At 57.5% G+C, this 18,203-nt stretch carries 18 protein-coding genes, 1 tRNA gene and 1 pseudogene; 11 read left to right on the top strand and 9 right to left on the bottom strand.

Annotated features, from left to right (window positions below; genetic code table 11):
* The 3 genes from PbB2_RS09220 to PbB2_RS09210 all read left to right on the top strand — a co-directional run.
* On the top strand, positions 1-459 hold a 459-nt coding region (locus PbB2_RS09220; RefSeq protein WP_145959876.1), incomplete at its 5' end, for a S46 family peptidase.
* 142 nt (positions 460-601) lie between these two features.
* Positions 602-1,882 carry a PQQ-dependent sugar dehydrogenase gene (locus PbB2_RS09215; protein ID WP_108985029.1) on the top strand — a complete coding sequence of 427 codons (1,281 nt, stop codon included), beginning with the start codon at positions 602-604 and terminating at the stop codon, positions 1,880-1,882.
* Positions 1,883-2,020: 138 nt separating this feature from the next.
* Positions 2,021-3,190, top strand: a complete 1,170-nt coding sequence (locus tag PbB2_RS09210) for an MFS transporter (RefSeq protein ID WP_108985028.1) — start codon at positions 2,021-2,023, stop codon at positions 3,188-3,190.
* On the opposite strand, the gene PbB2_RS09205 is transcribed toward PbB2_RS09210, so the two are convergent.
* Together PbB2_RS09205 and dgcA are read right to left on the bottom strand one after the other, a co-directional pair.
* Positions 3,178-4,269, bottom strand: coding sequence for a M14 family metallopeptidase (locus PbB2_RS09205; RefSeq protein WP_108985027.1), 1,092 nt, complete (start codon positions 4,267-4,269; stop codon positions 3,178-3,180). The two genes, PbB2_RS09210 and PbB2_RS09205, sit on opposite strands and share 13 nt — an antisense overlap.
* Positions 4,270-4,361: 92 nt before the next feature.
* Positions 4,362-5,339: an N-acetyl-D-Glu racemase DgcA gene (gene dgcA, locus PbB2_RS09200; RefSeq protein WP_108985026.1), complete on the bottom strand. Its 978-nt coding sequence runs from the start codon at positions 5,337-5,339 to the stop codon at positions 4,362-4,364.
* Between the two features lie 245 nt (positions 5,340-5,584).
* Here dgcA and PbB2_RS09195 point away from each other — a divergent pair, with 245 nt between their 5' ends.
* The 4 genes from PbB2_RS09195 (at position 5,585) to PbB2_RS09180 (ending at position 9,269) form a co-directional block, all read left to right on the top strand.
* The gene (locus PbB2_RS09195; RefSeq protein WP_108985171.1) at positions 5,585-6,652 is read left to right on the top strand and encodes an MlaE family ABC transporter permease; all 1,068 of its coding nucleotides are present in this window, start codon (positions 5,585-5,587) and stop codon (positions 6,650-6,652) included.
* Positions 6,649-7,449 (top strand): ABC transporter ATP-binding protein, encoded by an 801-nt coding sequence (locus tag PbB2_RS09190; protein WP_108985025.1) that lies wholly within the window; start codon positions 6,649-6,651, stop codon positions 7,447-7,449. The genes PbB2_RS09195 and PbB2_RS09190 overlap by 4 nt, the downstream gene beginning before the upstream one ends.
* A 69-nt stretch (positions 7,450-7,518) precedes the next feature.
* Positions 7,519-8,613, top strand: coding sequence for an MlaD family protein (locus PbB2_RS09185; protein ID WP_108985024.1), 1,095 nt, complete (start codon positions 7,519-7,521; stop codon positions 8,611-8,613).
* The gene (locus PbB2_RS09180; RefSeq protein WP_108985023.1) at positions 8,610-9,269 is read left to right on the top strand and encodes an ABC-type transport auxiliary lipoprotein family protein; all 660 of its coding nucleotides are present in this window, start codon (positions 8,610-8,612) and stop codon (positions 9,267-9,269) included. The genes PbB2_RS09185 and PbB2_RS09180 overlap by 4 nt, the downstream gene beginning before the upstream one ends.
* Here PbB2_RS09180 and PbB2_RS09175 read toward each other — a convergent pair.
* Positions 9,236-11,824 carry a coiled-coil domain-containing protein gene (locus PbB2_RS09175; protein WP_108985022.1) on the bottom strand — a complete coding sequence of 863 codons (2,589 nt, stop codon included), beginning with the start codon at positions 11,822-11,824 and terminating at the stop codon, positions 9,236-9,238. The two genes, PbB2_RS09180 and PbB2_RS09175, sit on opposite strands and share 34 nt — an antisense overlap.
* An 878-nt stretch (positions 11,825-12,702) precedes the next feature.
* Between PbB2_RS09175 and PbB2_RS09170 the strand changes: the two genes are divergently transcribed.
* On the top strand, positions 12,703-13,272 hold the full coding sequence (locus PbB2_RS09170) for a TetR/AcrR family transcriptional regulator (protein WP_108985021.1): 570 nt from the start codon (positions 12,703-12,705) through the stop codon (positions 13,270-13,272).
* A gap of 245 nt (positions 13,273-13,517) precedes the next feature.
* On the opposite strand, the pseudogene PbB2_RS09165 reads toward PbB2_RS09170, so the two are convergent.
* Positions 13,518-13,661 (bottom strand): annotated as a pseudogene (locus PbB2_RS09165) (integrase core domain-containing protein); the annotation flags it as partial.
* A gap of 110 nt (positions 13,662-13,771) precedes the next feature.
* Between PbB2_RS09165 and PbB2_RS16075 the strand changes: the two are divergent.
* Entirely contained in the window at positions 13,772-13,921 is a 150-nt protein-coding gene (locus PbB2_RS16075) for a hypothetical protein (RefSeq protein ID WP_192576263.1), read from the top strand.
* Between the two features lie 210 nt (positions 13,922-14,131).
* Here the strand turns inward: PbB2_RS16075 and PbB2_RS09160 are convergent, their stop codons facing one another.
* On the bottom strand, positions 14,132-15,163 hold the full coding sequence (locus PbB2_RS09160; protein WP_108985020.1) for an alpha/beta hydrolase: 1,032 nt from the start codon (positions 15,161-15,163) through the stop codon (positions 14,132-14,134).
* A 406-nt stretch (positions 15,164-15,569) separates the two neighbouring features.
* Here PbB2_RS09160 and PbB2_RS09155 point away from each other — a divergent pair, with 406 nt between their 5' ends.
* Entirely contained in the window at positions 15,570-15,965 is a 396-nt protein-coding gene (locus tag PbB2_RS09155) for a hypothetical protein (RefSeq protein ID WP_108985019.1), read from the top strand.
* A 139-nt stretch (positions 15,966-16,104) separates the two neighbouring features.
* Here PbB2_RS09155 and PbB2_RS16070 read toward each other — a convergent pair whose 3' ends face one another.
* From PbB2_RS16070 to PbB2_RS09145, 3 genes are all read right to left on the bottom strand, one after another.
* The gene (locus PbB2_RS16070; RefSeq protein WP_238164943.1) at positions 16,105-16,275 is read right to left on the bottom strand and encodes a hypothetical protein; all 171 of its coding nucleotides are present in this window, start codon (positions 16,273-16,275) and stop codon (positions 16,105-16,107) included.
* A 173-nt stretch (positions 16,276-16,448) separates the two neighbouring features.
* Positions 16,449-16,524 (bottom strand) — tRNA-Lys (locus tag PbB2_RS09150).
* Positions 16,525-16,697: 173 nt separating this feature from the next.
* Entirely contained in the window at positions 16,698-17,240 is a 543-nt protein-coding gene (locus PbB2_RS09145; protein ID WP_108985018.1) for a hypothetical protein, read from the bottom strand.
* A 163-nt stretch (positions 17,241-17,403) separates the two neighbouring features.
* On the opposite strand from PbB2_RS09145, the gene PbB2_RS09140 reads away from it, so the two are divergent.
* Positions 17,404-17,796 (top strand): Hpt domain-containing protein, encoded by a 393-nt coding sequence (locus PbB2_RS09140; RefSeq protein WP_238164942.1) that lies wholly within the window; start codon positions 17,404-17,406, stop codon positions 17,794-17,796.
* Positions 17,797-17,812: 16 nt separating this feature from the next.
* Here the strand turns inward: PbB2_RS09140 and PbB2_RS09135 are convergent, their stop codons facing one another.
* A complete protein-coding gene (locus PbB2_RS09135) occupies positions 17,813-18,154 on the bottom strand; it encodes a chorismate mutase (RefSeq protein ID WP_108985169.1) in 342 nt (113 codons plus the stop codon).
* Between the last annotated feature and the right edge of the window lie 49 nt (positions 18,155-18,203).

Genomic DNA, 18,203 nt, shown 5'->3' with positions numbered 1-18,203 from the left:
TCCGCCGCCCGCTTTGCTGTTTATGGCAGCAATGTCTATCCAGATGCCACCTTCACGCTGCGCCTGTCGTATGGTGTGGTGGATGGCTGGACCTATGGTGGGGTGAAGATACCCTCAACCACCAATATTGGTGGGTATTTTGAGCGGGCGAGCGGTGAATTCCCCTTCGTGGCAGCACCGTCTTGGCTGGCGGCGAAGTCCAGCCTCGACCCATCGATCCCGTTCAACATCTCCACCACCAATGACATTATTGGCGGCAATTCGGGTTCGCCTCTGATTGACCGGCAAGGCCGCGTTGTCGGGGCTGCCTTTGATGGCAACATTCATTCGCTGGGCGGCAATTATGCCTATGATGGCCGCTACAACCGCACGGTTTCTGTGACCACGGCGGCAATCTCGGAAGCCTTGAAAAAAGTGTATAAGGCTGATCGTCTGGTCGCGGAACTGAAGATCAAATAGGTCAGCTTCTGACCACATTGTGATCCAAAGCGGCCTTGGTCCGACTAGGTTCAAGGATGTGAACTGACTAGATGCAAGAGGGGCAGGCCCGGTTGGGCTTGCCCCTTTTGATTTGCTGTCACCAGACAAGGACCATGAGGCCATGCAAGGTCGTATTCGTCATCACACAGGATTGGGTTGGGCTGCATGTCTTGGCCTATCGGTCCTATCGGGGCCAGTTACGGCTCAAGATACCGGTCGCGCGCCCACTGCGATTGTGGCCCCGGGTCCCACGCCCGTCACCCGCGCACTCAGCTTGCCAGCCAGCAGCCAAGTCCGCAGCCAAGTGGTGGTCAGCGATCTCGAAGCGCCTTGGGGTTTGGCCTTCCTGCCCAATGGGGACATGTTGGTCACAGAATTGCTCGGGCAATTGCGCTATGTGAAGGGCGGAGCAAATCCGGTTCTGGAAGCAGAGCCCATTGCCGGTTTGCCAAAGGTCACCGCAGCCGGGCAGGGTGGTTTGATGGATGTGACCATCCATCCTGATTTTTCACGCAATCAGCTGATTTATCTCAGCTTCTCAGTAGGCGATGAGGCCGCCAATCATACCCGCGTCATCCGCGCGCGCTTGGAAGGGCGCACGCTGGTTGATGTGCAGACGATTTTTGATGTCAGCCCCGCCAAGCCGCGCTTTCAGCACTTCGGGTCCCGCTTTGCCTGGCTACCCGATAAGACGTTGTTGATCAGCATTGGTGATGGCGGTAATCCGCCGACCTCGCTGGACGGGGCATTCATTCGTCAACAGGCCCAGAAGCTCGACAGTCATTTGGGCAAGATCATTCGTATCCATGATGATGGCCGCATTCCTTCTGACAATCCATTTGTGACCACGCCCGGTGCGCGGCCAGAAATCTATTCTTATGGCCATCGCAATGCCCAAGGACTGGCGCGTGATCCAGTCACTGGCCGTATTTATGCAACCGAACATGGCAGCCAGGGTGGCGATGAGCTTAATCAAATCGAGGCGGGGGCCAATTATGGCTGGCCAAAAGTCACCTATGGAGTGGAGTATGGTGCCGCCCGCACCTTGATCTCAGCCGAACAGACAGCCCCCGGCCTGCGTGATCCATTGGCGGTATGGAGCCCTGCTATTGCTCCGTCTGGTCTCACCGTGGTGCGCAAATCGGCTTTCAAGGCGTGGGAGGGGGATGTGCTGGCCGGTGGCTTACGCTTGGACCAAGGCCGCGGTGCGCTGATCCGGATTGATCTTGATCGTGCGGGCAAGGTCGTGGGGCAGGAGCGGATCGATCTGGGTGAGGTGCGGGTGCGCGACGTGCGTATTGGCCCGGATGGCCAGATTTATGTATTGACCACCGCCATGCGCAATTTTCGCGATAAGGGTCAGCGCAACGGCCAGCTGTGGCGGCTAAGCCCGGCGGACTGATCGGACAAAAAAGCAAGCCTCAGGGCCTTGCATCAAGGGTGCGCACCGCTTTAGAGCCCAAAGTTGACCTTGACCGGAGCGTCAAGGTCAGCGTCCGTCACTCTGATTGAGCCTTCATCCTTGCCTGCCATCGCCCGAATGACCCTGTTCATGATGTTGGCCCATGTCGCCTTGGGTTCCATCATGCCTTATTTGCCGGTCTGGCTGGCCGAAACCAAGGGATTGAGTGGCGCGCAGATCGGGGTCATCCTCGCCTCATCCAGTTTCGGGCGTATTCTGGTTGGTCCGCTTGCGGCGGCTTGGGCTGAGGGTCGGCGTGATCGACGCACGCCACTCATTGTGTTTTCCGCCGCACTTGCTGCAGGCTATCTCAGCTTTCCATTCCTTGGCGTATTCTGGCCGATTGCCTTGGCCTGCTTTGCCACCGGTGTGATGTTTCAATGCTTAATGCCCTTTGCCGAGGCTGGGGTCATGCGGGTGACCTCGGGTTCTTACCGTTGGCCTTATGGCCGGGCGCGGGCTGCGGCCTCTGCCGCTTTCGTCTTGGCCAATCTGGGGGCAGGGGCGACGATCCAGAGCTTTGGCGTTCCGGCTGTCTATGCCTGGTTCATCATCGCCACGCTGTCGACTTTGGCATGCGCCATCTGGCTGGTGCCCGAGCCCATTGCCAATCCGGTGGTGACCCCCTTGAAAGCACGGCTGGCAGGAAGTTTCAGCCTGTTTCGCCAGCGTACTTTCCTACTTGCCGTGGTTGCGGCCAGCTTCATCCAAGCCGCCCACGCCTTTTATTACGGCTTTTCCAGCAAGTTGTGGCTGGAACAGGGCTTCTCAGGGTCGCAGGTCGGCCTGTTATGGGCCTTTGGCGTGGTGGCTGAAATTGGTTTCTTTGCCTTGCTGGCCAGCCGTCTCAATCATTTCCGGCCTGAGACCTTAATCCTGTGGGGCGGCATCGCCAGCATTATTCGATGGGCGGCCTTTGCCCAGACCCCAGACCTTGGTGTGACATTTCTCGTCCAAGGCCTCCACGCCCTGACCTTTGCCGCAACCCATATGGGCTTTATGCGGCTGATTGAGGCAGAAATCCCCATGGCTCAACGTGCAACCGGGCAGCAATTGGGTTCGGCATTGATCATGTCACCAACCATGGGTTTGGCCAGCATTGTAGCAGGCTCGCTCTATGATCATCTGGGATCGGGTGGCTATTGGAGTGGGGTGATTTTGGCCACCATAGGCCTTATCCTGATCTCGCTTCTTCTGTCCCCCCGCCAACCGAGTTTGCGCTTGCCGGTGGACGGTCAGGACAAATAGGCCGCCGCCCGCCCGATCACATCCAGGCTGCGCGCCCACACCATCTGCTTCCACTCATCGGTTTCAGGATAGAAGGCAGCCCGGCTGTCGGCTTGAATCTGGCAGGCCTCCGGGCCTGTGGGGTCGCCATAACAATGCAGCCAGCTCGACGCTTGCGTCGCCTTAAACACGCTCAAGGTGTCGATGGTGCCAAATTCAATGGCAATGCAGGCAGTCCAAGCCGGCTCAAGCGCACGCACGAGTGCTGCATCCATTGTGCCGGATAAATCAGCTGACACGGAGCTTCCGTCCTTGGTTGACCGGATTTCTGTGCCCCAGATCGCGGCCTGACGTTGGTAGTGGCCAGAGTCGGGGGCGGCTTCGGTGATGATTTCGCCAACACCAAAGGGGCCAAGACCGGTGTGCATATCCACGGTCACCACGCGCTTGCGGCCCGCACATTGGCGGGCGAGTATCTCATGGATGGTCTTGTTCGACCACGATGGCGCTGTGCCGCCAAAATAGACGCCCTTGGGGTGATTATATTGCCCCCCGGTCAAGGCCGCCTGTAGGGCGGGAAGGCCATGCTCTCCAGCAAAGCCGAACAGGCGCATTTGCGCTTCCTGCAAAACCGCCTCGTCACGTACCGCAGGGGCCGCCCACGCTGCCAGCTTGTCATAATCGGGATTGGTGGGCAGCGGTGGCTCAAAATGCGTCAGATAGTTGCGATTGAGATCGATATTGACCTCATTAAATCGGGTGTCCCACGCAAAACCATAAGGATTATGGGCGTGGATGAGGATAATCTTGAGTTTTTGGGCCCATTCCTGCGCCTGACCGTTCTTCAGGAGGCCGGTCTGCACCCCTGACCCACAATAGCCCTCTGGGCCATGTGTGCCTGAAATCACCACAAGCGCATCCTCTGCCCCATCTGGGCCGAGGGATGCGCAATCCATACCAATATCGCGACCGCCGGGCCCTTTGGCGTGGGGCAGGGTGAAGCTGTCAATCTGGGCCCCAGCGCCGTCAGCTGCAGCCAGAAAACGGTCCCGCGCCTCATAATAGGTCGCAGAAAAATAGGTTTCGGGTGCGTCGGGCATGGTCAATCCTCAATCAAGAGCAAGGCCCCTAGCTTGCGACCAACCTGCTTTCAGCGCAAGCCGGACAGGCCTCACGTTTGCGCTGAAACGGTTTAGCCCCACAGGTCCGGGGCAGGGGGATGCAGGATCGAGCCTTCATAAACCAGACCCGGCTCGCGGTCTTTGTCCAAAAGGAGGGGGCCGTCCAGATCGACCCAATCCACCAATTGGGCCAACAGGACAGCAGGGGCCGTCACCAGACTTGTGCCCACCATGCAACCCATCATCACGCGCAGGCCGGCTGCCTTGGCCTCTCGGATCGACTTCAAGGCTTCGGTAAAGCCACCAGTCTTGTCGAGCTTGACGTTGACCGCGTCATAATTCTGCACCAGATGCTCGATGTCCGCACTGGTGTGGAAGCTCTCATCGGCGCAGATCGCGATGGGCGCGGCCATCTGGCCCAGCTTGGAATCCTTGCGGGCGGCAAAGGGCTGTTCCACCACATCAATGTGCAGGCTGCGTGCTTCGCTCAATAATCCCGGCAGCGTGTCAGGGGCCATGCCCTCATTGGCATCCACAATCAGGCGCGCATCGGGCCGAGCCTTGGCGACAGCCCGCACACAATCGAGGTCATGGTCTCCCCCGATCTTGACCTTCAAAATTGGCCGGCCTTTGGCGGCTAAGGCGGCATTGGTCATTGCCTCAGGCGTGTCCAGCGAGATGGTAAATGCGGTCACCACGGGTTTTGGCTGGGGCAGTCCAGCCAGCTCCCAAACTGGCCGGCCTTCGCTCTTGGCGCGAAGGTCCCAAAGCGCGCAATCCAGGGCGTTGCGGGCCGCCCCCGGCGGCAGCAAGTCTTGGCAATCCTCGAGCGTGATCCCGGCCTCAATCTCAGCGCGGACGGCTTCAAGTTGAGCGACCACACTTTCGCAATCTTCCTGATAGCGGGCATAGGGCACACATTCGCCACGGCCGACACAGCCCTTGTCTGCTAGGCGTATCGTGACGACTTGCGCATGGGTTCTGGCCCCGCGCGCGATCCGAAAAACACCTTTGAGCGGCCAAATTTCTGTGTCGACTTGAAACTGCATGGGGTTCCTTAACTGCTTTTGTCGGCTTTGCGAAGCAGAAGGCCACAGCAGGTGCATTTGGTGCTTTGCTTAGTGCTTGCGTCTGGACTTCATCCGCAGGCTTGTGCACAAGGGGTTTCCAGTCAGTCGGCTTCGAACCGATTGACACGATTGAAGAGATTGTCAGCCAGAGAGGCCCATTCTTGCCCGACCAGGACGCCCAGTTCGAGTTGGATCAAAGCGGACCCGTCCCGGTTCTGCGGGTCATGGGCGACTGGACAATTCAGACCATCGGCCCGGTTGACGCGCAATTGCGCGCCCTGCGCGAGCTGGGTGATAGCCGCCCTGCGATTGTCGATGTCAGTGGCTTGGATGATCTTGATACCGCCGGGGCCTATGTGATTGAGCTGTCCTTGGCATCAAGCCCGACAGCCCCCGCCCGCATGATCGGTGATCACGCCGTGGCCGGGCGGCTATTCAATGAAGTGCGCAAATATGTCGGGGTTAAGCCAGAGATTCCCCCACCGATGCCGGTTTGGCAGGAATTGCTTGACCGCATCGGTCGCAGTGTCGTTGACGTCTATGAAGAAGCCATCGACACGGTCGGCTTCTTTGGGGAAACCGTGGTGGCATTTGGCAAGGCCATTGCCAATCCAGGTCGCGTTCGCTGGCTGCCAACCTTTGCGGTGGCTGAAAGTGCGGGCCTTAATGCGGTACCCATTGTGGTCACGTTGTCTTTCTTTATCGGGGCCGTGATCGCCTTTTTAGGCAAGACGATTTTGCAGGATTTCGGGGCGTCTGTCTTTACCATCGAATTGGTCGGCTATGCAGTTCTGCGCGAATTTGGGGTGCTGATCACTGCCATCATTCTGGCGGGGCGCTCGGATTCCTCATTCACTGCTCAGATCGGCTCAATGAAGATGACCCAAGAAATTGATGCCATGCGCATATTGGGTCTCAGTCCGATGGAAATGCTGGTGATCCCACGGGTGATCGCACTGTTGGTAATGTTCCCCATCCTCACGTTTCTGGCCATGCTGGCAGGGATTGCAGGCGGGGCGATTGTGACCATGATCACCCTCGACATCAGCCCAACCCTGTTTTTCAACCGGTTGAATGACAATGTCGGAGTCGACCAGTTTTGGGCCGGTATGGGCAAGGCACCTGTGTTTGCTTTCATCATCGCCATTATCGGCTGCCGACAGGGCTTGAATGTGGAAAGCGATGTGATCTCGCTGGGCCAACGGACAACCGCATCGGTGGTGCAGGCCTTGTTCATGGTGATTGTGGTCGAGGCCATTTTCGCCCTGATTTATATGGAGCTGGGTATATGAGCCCGGCTGATGCCATCACCCCCATCCTGGATTTGCCGGACGCGGCCGTGGCGATCCGCCTGCGCGGCATCGCCAATCGCTTTGGACCCGTCGTCATTCATGAACATCTTGATCTCGATATTTTGCGGGGCGAGACCATTGGCATCGTTGGCGGATCGGGGACGGGCAAGTCGGTGTTGATGCGCTCTATCATCGGTCTGCGGCCACCCTCTGAAGGTGAAGTCCGTGTCTTGGGGCATGATGTGTGGTCATCTGATCCCGCCGAACGCAAAGCCCTTGATTCTCGATGGGGCGTGATGTTCCAAGACGGTGCGTTGTTTTCAAACCTGACTGTGCGTGAAAATGTGCTGATCCCCCTGCGTGAGCATACCAATTTGCCGCCGGGACTGAGTCTGGAGATCGCCGATCTCAAAATCCAAATGGCGGGCTTGCCCCTGTCGTCGGCGGGGAAATTGCCCGCAGAATTGTCGGGCGGGATGCGCAAGCGGGCGGCATTGGCACGCGCCATCGCCTTGGACCCCGATATCTTGTTTCTCGACGAACCAACCGCGGGCCTCGATCCAATCACCGCAGGTCGGTTTGATGCGCTGGTCAATGAGCTAAAAGAGACATTGGGCTTGACGATTTTTCTGATTACGCATGATCTCGACACCTTGCGAGACGCCTGTGACCGGGTGGCGGCATTGGCAGATGGCAAGGTTGCCGCTATCGGTCCATTGGATCATTTGCGCGAACATGCCACCGGCTGGTTGGCAGATTATTTTGGTGGACCGCGTGGTCGGGCCGCTTTGGGTTGAGCGATAAGAGAGCTGAGAGATGCGCCGATCTGATGACAGATCGGCCAGGATCGACAGCAGGAGGAGAAGATGGAAACACGGGCCAATTACATCATGATCGGTATGTTCACGATCTTGAGCATCCTGGCGGCCGTCATCTTTACCGTCTGGATGGGCAGTTCGGGCGTCAACCGCCAAGGCACCCAATATGATGTCGTGTTCGAAGGCCCGGTGCGCGGTCTGGAGATCGGCGGGGAAGTGCGCTTCAACGGCATCAAGGTTGGCGAGGTGACAGATCTGCGCTTGAAGCCTGACAATCCCAAGGACGTTATCGCCCGGATTCGTGTGCAGAGTGCCACACCGGTCAAGACCGATTCGATTGCTCAACTTGAACCCTCGGGCTTGACCGGCTCAACCTATATCCAAATCCTTGCCGGGTCGGACGGGGCCAAACGAATGTATGCCCGAATGGGACAAAGCCCGCCTGTTATTCGCAGCCAGCGCGGCCAGCTTGATCGTTTGCTCAGCGATGGACAGGGCGTGATTTCGACATCGATGGAAGCTGTCGCCCGCCTCAATAAATTGCTGGATGCAGACAATATCGAATATTTCTCGCAGACTTTGCGGGAAGCCAGTTTGGCGGCGGCCTCCTTCCGTCAAACCACCCAAGAAGCCACATTATTTGCCCAATCGGCCCGGAAATTTACCGATCAAGCTACACTGACGGCGGCGACTTATGACGCGCTCGGCAAGAATCTAATGGTGCAAACCGACAGTCTGGGCAAAGAATCCTTGGCGCTGGTCAGTTCGTCGAGGCTTCTGGTTGATGGCTTGACTGAGGATGCCAATTCTTTGTCGGGCGGGGCGGAATTGACCTTAGCCAAGACGATGGAGACATTGGATCAGGCCCAGTCCACGATGAAAGAATTCAATGAGACTGCTGTAGCGCTGCGCACCACCACCAGCCAATTCGGCAGCCTTGTGGACAATACCAATCGGGCGGTGGTGTCGATTGACAGCTTCTTCAAAATTGGAGCGGATCAGACCCTGCCGGACATGAGCCGTGCAGCCCAAGAGGTGCGCAATACCTCGATGACATTCAATGCCCTCGGCCAACAGATCAATCAGAATCCGCTGGATCTGGTCAACCGACCTCCCACCGCGACCGTGAAGTGGAAACAATGAGCGCGAAACAACGACTTGGCCTCCTCCTTGCCATCTCAATGATGGCGGCACCTTTGGCTGGCTGCATCACCCTGCTGCCCAAACCGGGCAAGCCGCCTGCCATTGTCGATTTGCGGGCTGATCCTGCAGTGGCCCGTCTGGATAAGCAGGCTGCCTTCACCATCGGGATCGGCGAACCCACCATGCCCGCTTTGATGGTGGGTAGTCAGGTGGTGGTGCTGCGCAAGGACCGCACCTTTGCTTATGTGGAGGGCCTGCGTTTGTCCTCGACGGCACCTTTGTCGATTCAGAATGTTGTGTTGGAAACCTTTGACCGTGCCGGGGCGGCTCGGGCTGCAGTCCGGGCCGTGACGATTGCGCGGCCAGATTATGAATTGCATTTTGACGTCAGCGCCTTCCAAGTGACCGAGCCTCAAGGCCGCACCAAGGGTGTGGCGCGAATTGAAGCGACAGCCCGCTTGATCGACGTCTATTCGGGCAAGCCCCTGGCATCGCAAGTGATTGTTGGCGAAGCACCTGCTCTGCGCGGTGATGTGACCCAGCCAGCCCGTGCGCTTGAGCAGGCCACCCGCAATTTTGCCCAGAAGGCAATGGTTTGGGCAGTGGCGGCTGCGGGTGCGGATTATGCCTCGAAGGAAGCGTCGGCCACCAAGTAAATCCGGGCTTCATGTCCGGTGAGGCGGCCCCGTGCAGCTGCTTCGCGACGTGCCTCCACAAAGCGCACGACGCTGGCACGCAGGTCCACATCTGTCTTCAAACGCAGCCGCATTGCCTTGACGCTATTGCCAGCAACCTCACGCGTGGCCCGACGCGCTTGATCGCGTGAGCGACTGGCCAGCGCCCGCAGCCGGTCAAGCGCGGCCTCATCAATGATCTGGTCAAGCTGGAGTTCCTCCATCAGCGCCATAATGCGTTGCCCTTCAGGATTGGGCGATTTGGAATCAAGGCTCGACAGCACTTGCTTCCAGCTCCACGAGCCTGATTGCCCCCCTAAAGGAGCCCCATTCCGGTCGATCTGCAGGTCGGCGAAAGGATCGTCCTCAACCGGGACCGGGCTTGAAATGGTCAGCCGACCACGCAGCGGGGTTGCGCGCAAATCCAAAACGTCCTCGTCGGCAATCGGCGCAGCTGATTGGCTGCCGTCGGGCGTGGCCAAGCCTTGAGCCACCTGCGCCACGTCAGGGAGAGTGGGGGCAGGCTCTGATACTGGGACGGGCATCGCCGGCACCTCAGCGGCCACCTCAGGTTCCGGAGGCGGCGGTGGCGGCGGCGGTGGCGGCGGCGGAGGAGGTGGTGGCGGAGGAGGTGGTGGCGGAGGAGGCGGCGGCGGTGGTGGTGGTGGTGGTGGCGCCACCGCTACGACAGGCGAGGTTATGACCGGGGCCGGGGCGGGCTTCAACATGGGGGCGACCGGGGTCAAAACGCCGGACAGGCCGCCCAGACGTTGGACAACCTCACCCAATGCCGAATAGGAATCGCGAAGGCGCACTTGGAAGGCTTCATCCAGGGCGGCAGTTTCTTCTGCTGCGCGCTTTCCGGCTGCGTTCAAACGGCTCAAGGTTTCATTCAAAGCCGCTTCGATGGCGCGGGCGCGGGCATCAGCCTCTTGAGGCAGGCTCGACAGGCGCCGATCTAAGCCATCGAGAATATCTTCAACCGACCGGGCCTGATCTGCACAGGCCGCCGCCAGGGCGGAGAAGCGCTCTTGAATGCGCGCCCCGGTCTGATCAAGCAAACCGGCTGATTTCTCAATCATGCTTTGGGCGTCTTTCAGACGGCCCGACAAGAATTGATCTGCCTCCTTGCCAGCCTCAAAGGCTGCTTGGCGGGCGCTATCAAGGCGCAATTGGGTTTCGCTATCTTGTTCGGCGGCCCGGCGACGCGCCTCCTCGGCGGCTTGGCGAATGGCGTCGCCGCTGGCGCGTAGGGCCGCCAATGTTTCTTCCCCAGCCAAGCGTGCCGCCGCGGCTTCAGCGCGCAGGGAGTCTGCAGCCAGGCGTGCATTGGCCTCAGCTGCGGCCCGCACCTCTTCCAGCGTTGCCAGACTGATATCGCGGGTTTCCTGCGTCTTTCCGGCAATCGTGCTGGCTGCGGACAAAGCGGTATCGGTGGCCGATTGAGCGGCCGTGGTCAGCGATTGAACGGCCCCATCCACGCTGCTTACCGCCTCATCGGCGCGCAGGCGGGCCAGCACCATCAGATCATGGGCACGGGCCAGCGCCCCTTCACCGCGCGAGGCGGCAGTATCGAGATCGGCAATCGCAGCAGCAGCGCGCGCTGCGGCTTGATCAAGCCGCTCTGCCGCCGACAATGCCAGTTCAGAGGCTTGAGTTGATTGGCTGGCGAGGCCTTGGGCCGCTTCGGCCAAGCGCGTCGCGCGCGCGTCGAGGCCTTGGGTAGCGATCTGGGTGGTGTTGGCCGCACTGGTCGTCATGTCCGACAGGGCCGCCAGCAATTTATCGAGGCGCTGACGCTCTTGCTCCATCGTTTGGGCCAGACTGTCGGCACTGCCACGGGCGGCCTCACCAGCTTGGCTCAGTGCCAAGGTGCGGCTTTCAACCCGGCCTTCAATCTGTGCCAAACGCTCCGCCACTTGTCCAAGCGCGCCTTCCAGACGGCTGATCTCGCTTTGAATCGCTTGGGCAGTGGTACGGATGGCACCTTCAGACTGATTGCTTGGCTGCAACAAACGTCGGGCAGCGGCAATCAATTGCCGCGACTCCCGGTTTGACTTGGCGATGCTTTCGCCCATGAGGCCCGCCAACAGGGCGAAGGCAGGGCCGAACAACAAGACCGCAAAACTCAAGAGCAGCGCGGCGTCACTGGCCCCCAATACGCCAATATTCTGCACGATATAGGCACCAACGCCGGCAACCCAGATCAGGGCAACCCCAATCGACCCATACAAAAGGGTTGGGGCCGGTTTAGGGCGCCGCCGTTTGATCGGCGCGCCACCGTCGGGCTCCTCGGTTGAGGTTTGCCAAGGCATTTTGGTGGTAGGATCGACAGGCTCTTGGTCTGGACGCGGTTCAAGCTCCCCGGCGGTGGCCTCTGCTTCGGCCATCTCAACCGGGCTTAGGCCCTTGGCCTGTTCTTGCAATTCCAAATCTTTCATACGTTGGGCGGCCTTGGCGATGCGTTTGGCAGACTCGCTGATCTGCGCTTCGTCGCGGACCCGGGCCCATACCTCATCGTCTGAATTATCCGCCATGTTTCACACCCAACCCACAATCCAAACACAGTTTCGCGCACGCAACATAAAAGGGTCTTGCAATCGATATTTGGTTGTTTTGGACCCCAAAAGCCACCATGCACAAGCATTCTTATCCACGCAAACCCATTTGCGCTATGGGGCCTAGCAGAAGGCCAAACAGCGGGGGATATTGGGCGTCGGGTCTGGGCGTTTGTGACCATTGCGAGGCTTCATGGACAGTCCGGCTTTTTCTGGTCCGGGCTGTGAATAAGGGGGGGCTACCGACTGGCGACTGCCTCATCGTCATGCGCGTTCGAGACTTCTTCATGTCGGGTCTGAGCCAAATGATCCCGAACGGCCTGTGCCGAGGCACAGTCTGCATCAAAGGCTGTCGACGTGGGATAAGGGATAAGCTACCGGCGATAGGTCGCGTCAAAGCCGGGCCATCACGGGGCGTCAATGTTTAATCCGAAAGCGGTTCGTCTGGTTTGGGCGCGCATAGGGGCGAAAGCTGCCGTTCTGGCGCGATCGGATTGTCGAAATAATCTGCTGGATTTTAGCGGACGGGGTCAATTAGTGTGTATAAGCCGCTGCAACCTACCTTGTTGCCACATAATCAGGCCACTCAAAGACAGAATTGGAAGCAGGCCAATCTTTACTGCCAGTGTGAACGCTGGATCTGTTCCCCAAGGCGAATAGATGTAGGTGCCAACAAGTCCGGCCACAGTAATGTGGAGCAGTCTCAATGCATTGCGAAGGCCACGTGCGGTCATTTTGATTTTCTTTCGATGTCAACGGCGATGAAGCCAGGTCACGACGTCAACAAGCAATGTTGACAGTGTCACCATCGCAAAAAATATTGACACTGTCAACATAAAATCGTCTTATGGCAAAGCATGAAGAATGAAAACAGCTATCACCATGGAAACGCGCGCTCTGCCCTGATCAACGCAGGCCTTTTGCTGTTGAACACAACCCCGGCTAACCAATTATCGTTGCGTATGGTCGCGGATGCAGCAGGGCTGTCACGACAGGCACCCTACAATCATTTCAAAGACAAGGAGGAGTTACTGGCGGCCATTGCCGAATGCGGCTTTCAAAAATTGGCGAAATCTATGCTGCACGCGAAAAGTTCCTCTCCTGGTGCGAAAGAAGCTTTGGCCGACCTGGGGGAGGCCTATATCCAATTCGCTCATGAGTCGCGCCAACTGTTCCGGTTGATGTTCTCAAGTGAGCTGACAGATCTTGAGCAGTTTCCAAGCGCTCTTAGCGCAAGTGATGCGACATATGACATCTTAAAGAGTGTGATCAGAAAGCTTGTTGAGCCCGAATTGCTTGAAGAAAGGGCTTTAGCAGCCTGGAGCCTCGTGCACGGATATGCTACCCTTTGTATCGAAATGAATCTCGAAAATGCAACCCAAGCAAAAGCTCGCGCAAAACAATTTGCAAGCCTTCTTGTGTTTTGATGTTATCAAAAGATAGCCCCTCAAAGGGGCATTGTCTAACTCTCACTTAGAAGTTGAGTTCGCCCAAATTCTGTGAAATCTCCGATTTCAAGCGACAGCCAACACAGCGCAAAAGATCGAGGCCCGCTTCGCCTGATCTCCGAAAGGCTGTACTCGGGGGCATTGACCACCAACCACAAACCAGAAAGAAAGGCGAAGTGCACCCATTTTTTGGGCCAGTGGGAGTTAGAGTTTCCTGCTCTGAGTCACGTTGGCGGGCTGGGATCGCCGACGTGATTTATCAATGAGATCGGGACTTTGTTGCCGATTGCGCTATATGGCCTGACCTCGTTGTCGTATCTGCGATGCGTCTCCAACTTTTCCTTCGCATCCTCGAGGGACAAGAACCAGCAATGCGCTCCGCGCCGTCGGGTGCATTCCAACAAAGGAATGCACCTTGGTCAAGCAAGTCTTGAGCTCATGTATCTTGGACCTTAGCCATATGACTTGGAACGGTTCAATGCGTCGCTTCGCTTGCCTTGAAGCCGCCCGCCAATTCTTATTGCGCAAGATGGGGCGTCAAGGGGTGCAATCGGCTTCGCCGACGCGCGAAGCGCGCCCCTTGACTCCCCATCTTGCGCGCTGTAACTCGATTACAGCCTTTGCCTAGGCAGGGCCTACGGCAAAGGCGTTCTCAGTGGAAAGTGGGCTGTGCCATTGGCGATCAGCTTCAATGCGAGGCCGTCACAGATCGTCGACGCTTGGCCGAAAGCGGATGGGCTGCTTTGGGGGGGCAACGTCTGTGAGCTGCCATCAATCCGGCTAGTTGAGCATTTCGTCTAAATCTAGCTCTAACTGATTACAGCATCGAATAGCCGCTTCAAGGTTTGGCATGCTTGGCAATAAACTCAGAGATACTTTTGACAAGTCCGGGTGCTAAAGGAAGCTTTGGGTTTGAATAAGTTGCTTGGTTGGCAGCCATATCACCCGGCCGGATCGCTTTCAGAGTGTGGGTTACACCATCGAAATTCACTTGAATTGTATTGGGACGGCTATTTCCAAGCTTAGCTGCGTCCTCAAGTGTCACTTGAAGGTCTTCACGGCCTTGCACAACCAGCACTGGCAAAGTGTGCTTTTGGAGCGCTGCTACTGGATCGAATTGAAAAAGGCTGATTAGAAATCCTTGAACAGAAGGGTCAAAAAGTTGCTTCAATGCTGGGTGCATCTTTGTGACATCGACAATTTGTCCCTGCTCCAATCGTTCAATTGCGCCAAGGGCGTCGTCCAGAACGATCGAGTTTGCTGGGTTGGAGCGCAGTTGCTGACGCATTACGTCACTTAAACGACGACCAGGGCTGGCCAAGAGAATTAGGCCACATATCCCGGCGCTGCTTTCTGCAGCGGTGGCAATAGCCACAAGGCCACCTTCACTGTGTCCAATAAGCCAGACACAATTCGATGCCGATTGTGGTGCCATTTCATTGATCCACGCGCGCATGTCCCGACCATAAACTTCGAGCGACACTGCATTTGGATCCACTCCACCACTGGCGCTGGAGAACATGCCGCGCTTGTCAATTCGCAAGCTGGAAATTCCGGCACTCTGCAAACCATTCGCTAGGAGGCGATAGGTATCTGTCTTTAAAAAGGGGCCATTTCCGTTTTGGTCTGTGGGACCAGAACCGGGAATTATTATGGCTAAAGGCGACTTTCCCGCAGTCGCTGGCAGAAAAGTGCCGCGCAAGGTTCCCGCTTCACTGGTGGTAATACTTATGACGCTGGGCACGGAGGTTGAAGTAGTCGGCGTGCTGCGACTGGCCAATTCAGAAGATGCAAACACAGGTTCAGAGGCAGCCTCACATGCGGCCATCGCTAAAAGGAGAGATAAAGATGCAAAACGAAAGATGGACATAAGAGAGCCTTTAGTTTGCGATAATCAAAAAAATGATACTAGATAGTCAGCAAAAAACAACGCTCGGGCCCTCGTGGCGAGGAAATCACTAACGTGATCGGAACCTTTATCAGTCGTGCCGTTACTGTAAAGCGTACCTTACTAGATTGCTTCCTTAGTGCCTGCTGAGTATGTCCGCTTCCAAGCAATCGCAAACCCGCCGCTAATGGCAACCCCTGGCGCATTTGAGACCGGGGGCATTTCGGCAGAGCTTGGCCGAAAGGGGATCGTCTGCTTTGGGGGAGTGGATGGGGAAAGCGGACGTTGAAGGGCGGTCAACTTCTGGCAAGAGTGTTTCCTATCGGTTACACTCGTCCTTATCACCGCCATTACCCCACTTTAACCTGCAATATAGTATCATTAATAAATGAACCTGCATGAAATTTTGCTTCAACGTCTGCAACGAGTTCCCGAATTGGAGCATAGACAACAGCCGGGTTGGTTGCGAATTGAGGCAATCCAACCAAACGGCTTCGCTGTGGAGGTGCATACTGGCGAAAGCAACTGGACCGTCTATCTGGGAAACGGCGGCTTCCATGAAACCTTTGCCTCAGGAACCGAGGTCATTAACTTCGTAGCATGGTGCTACTCAGGTGAAGCCCGCCTTCGTGAATTCTGGCGCGGCTCAATCCCACAGAAATGTGTTTTGGAAGGCTTGCACGATGGCGATTGGCGCGAAATATCCGCTACTGGATACTTTCTTGTTCCATTTTGGCAAAAGTCACGTGAGGTGGTTTTACAGAATCCTTGCCTGCTTGAGTAATTTTCTCCTCCAAGAGCTACCGCCTTCAATTTGCACAATAGGTGATCGTTGGAAAAACGACGTTAGTTCCGACTAGGAATGTCCGCCCTCGAGCAATCGCCAACCCGCCCTAAACGGCAACCCTTGGCGCAAAGCAGACCTAGCGTATGGCGCTGAAGTCGATTTTTGCCTCGTTGATGCGGTTTGCCTCTTCATCTTCTTGCCTGCAGCCTGCTTGGCTTTCCAAAGTCACCCCAATGCCCTGTAACTTTCGTGTCGCCACTTGGTTGAACGCCACAGAGGGGTAAAGCCCTACGCCCCTCAGGGCCATTTCCCAGTCCAAGCTGGAGGCCGTGTTTTCAAGGACACGGCGTAAGCCCACGCAAAGAAGCTGAGGAGATCATACCCAACGACGTTAGTGCGCTGATTGTGCCGCACAATGGCGTTCTCGTTGCCTTCCTTTAAAGGCCGACTTCATCAATTACGCAAATTCAAGGAAAACATTGGTGGGTGATACAGGGCTCGAACCTGTGACCCGCTGATTAAGAGTCAGCTGCTCTACCAACTGAGCTAATCACCCGACCGTGGCCTGCGACTGTGGTGGCGGGGTGGGGCTTGTAGCCTTGGCCTGCAGTGACAGCGCGGGAAGGGGGCGTATGGCGCAAATGGGCGCAGGGTTCAAGCCCTGCGCCGCTTTTGCTTGCAGATGGGGCCGGGGGCGGATGGCCCCTTCCGTGGGTCAGCCGCCTTGGGTTACCAAAGCCAGGCTTCAATCCGGCGCGAGCCGGCCTGTTCATACGTGCGGCCACGCCCGTCCGAACACAAGACATAGCTGACCAAAGCCCGCCGCCCGCGCACCCAATCCTGGCTGCGTTCGCGATAGCATTGAACAACCGGGGCGCGATATCCATAGTCGCGATAACCATGCCGCCAGCGCCGGTCAAAACGGTCGTCAAAATCCCCGCCGCGAACTTCAAATGACCAGTTCCAGCCGCCCCAGCCATTCCAGTGCGAGGGGTGGGAATACCAATGCTGGTCGCGCCGCCAACCGCGTCCGGGTTGATAGTCGTCAAAGCCCCAGCGGCGGGCATAGCTGCGGGCATCGCCCCAGCTGGGGTTCCAGTCCCGCCATTGGCCATGTGGTCCCCAATAATCGCGATCCCCGCGGCGATCGTGGACGGGGGTGGTAAAGGCGTCCTGGCTGGTCTGCACACGCAGTTGAAACTCTTGAGCTTGAGCGGGGGCTGTCATGGCAAGGGCCACCGCACCAAGGGCACTGATCATGAGCAGTCGCATGGTGATTCTCCTAATGTCATTCGTCCCTACGCCCGACCATGCATGTGTGCGCCTGAAACCAGGATGAACGAAACCGGGCGCGCGGTCACGCTTTGGTGAAGGGATGTGTCGGCGGACGCCTTGCGTCAATCAGCCTTTAACTTCGTCGTGTTAGCCTGCGACCATGATGGATAGTCTGCCACTGCATCTACAAGGCCCTGTGGTCGATCGCGCCCACCTTGAACGCATGACGGGCGGGGACCAGGATTTGGCACTTGAGGTCTTGGGCCTGTTTCGTGAGCAGGTTGAATTGTGGAGCCGCCTCTTGCATCCGTCCACAGAGACCGAGGACTGGGGCAATGCCGCCCATACGGTCAAAGGGTCAGCGCGCGGTATCGGGGCATGGCCGCTGGCTGAATTATGTGGCCTGGCCGAACAGGCAAGCCGCCAAGGGCCCATGAGCCGGGATGAAAAACAAGGCTTTTACGACGCAATCACCACCGAACTTCAGGCCGTGATCGGCGAAATTGCCGTTATCGAGCATCATTATGCTCTGGCTGGTTTGCGCCAGGCTTGATGCAAGGCCAACGCCTTTATGTGCTGGAAGTTTCCGCGAGCGAGCGCGCATCAAAGGCCTTAAACTCATAGGCAATGCAGCGGTCCATCATTGTCCGCCACACGGGCTCTGCAATCGCCATGGACAGACCATGCTGGCCGGCGCTGGCCTCGACTTTGGCCAGCACATCGGCGATGCGGGCCTCATCCCGGACCAGACCGCGATGGCCTTTGATGCGGGCAGCCGCGTCCATGTAACTCTGCCGTTCAGCGATCAAAGCCACGAGAATCCGGTCAAGGCGGTCAATCTCATAGCGGACATCGGCCATGGTTTGGCAGGTGGCCGACGTGTTGCGGCGTTCTTGGTCAAGCTTTGTCATGGCCGCGCAGATAGACCAGACTGGCGGCTGACGCAAAGCCTCAATCATT

The organism is Candidatus Phycosocius bacilliformis (assembly GCF_003112735.1).
GTDB classification, from domain to species: Bacteria; Pseudomonadota; Alphaproteobacteria; order Caulobacterales; family Aquidulcibacteraceae; genus Aquidulcibacter; species Aquidulcibacter bacilliformis.
The sequence above is the reverse complement of the archived record's forward strand: the minus strand, read 5'-3'. Positions and strand labels throughout refer to the sequence as shown.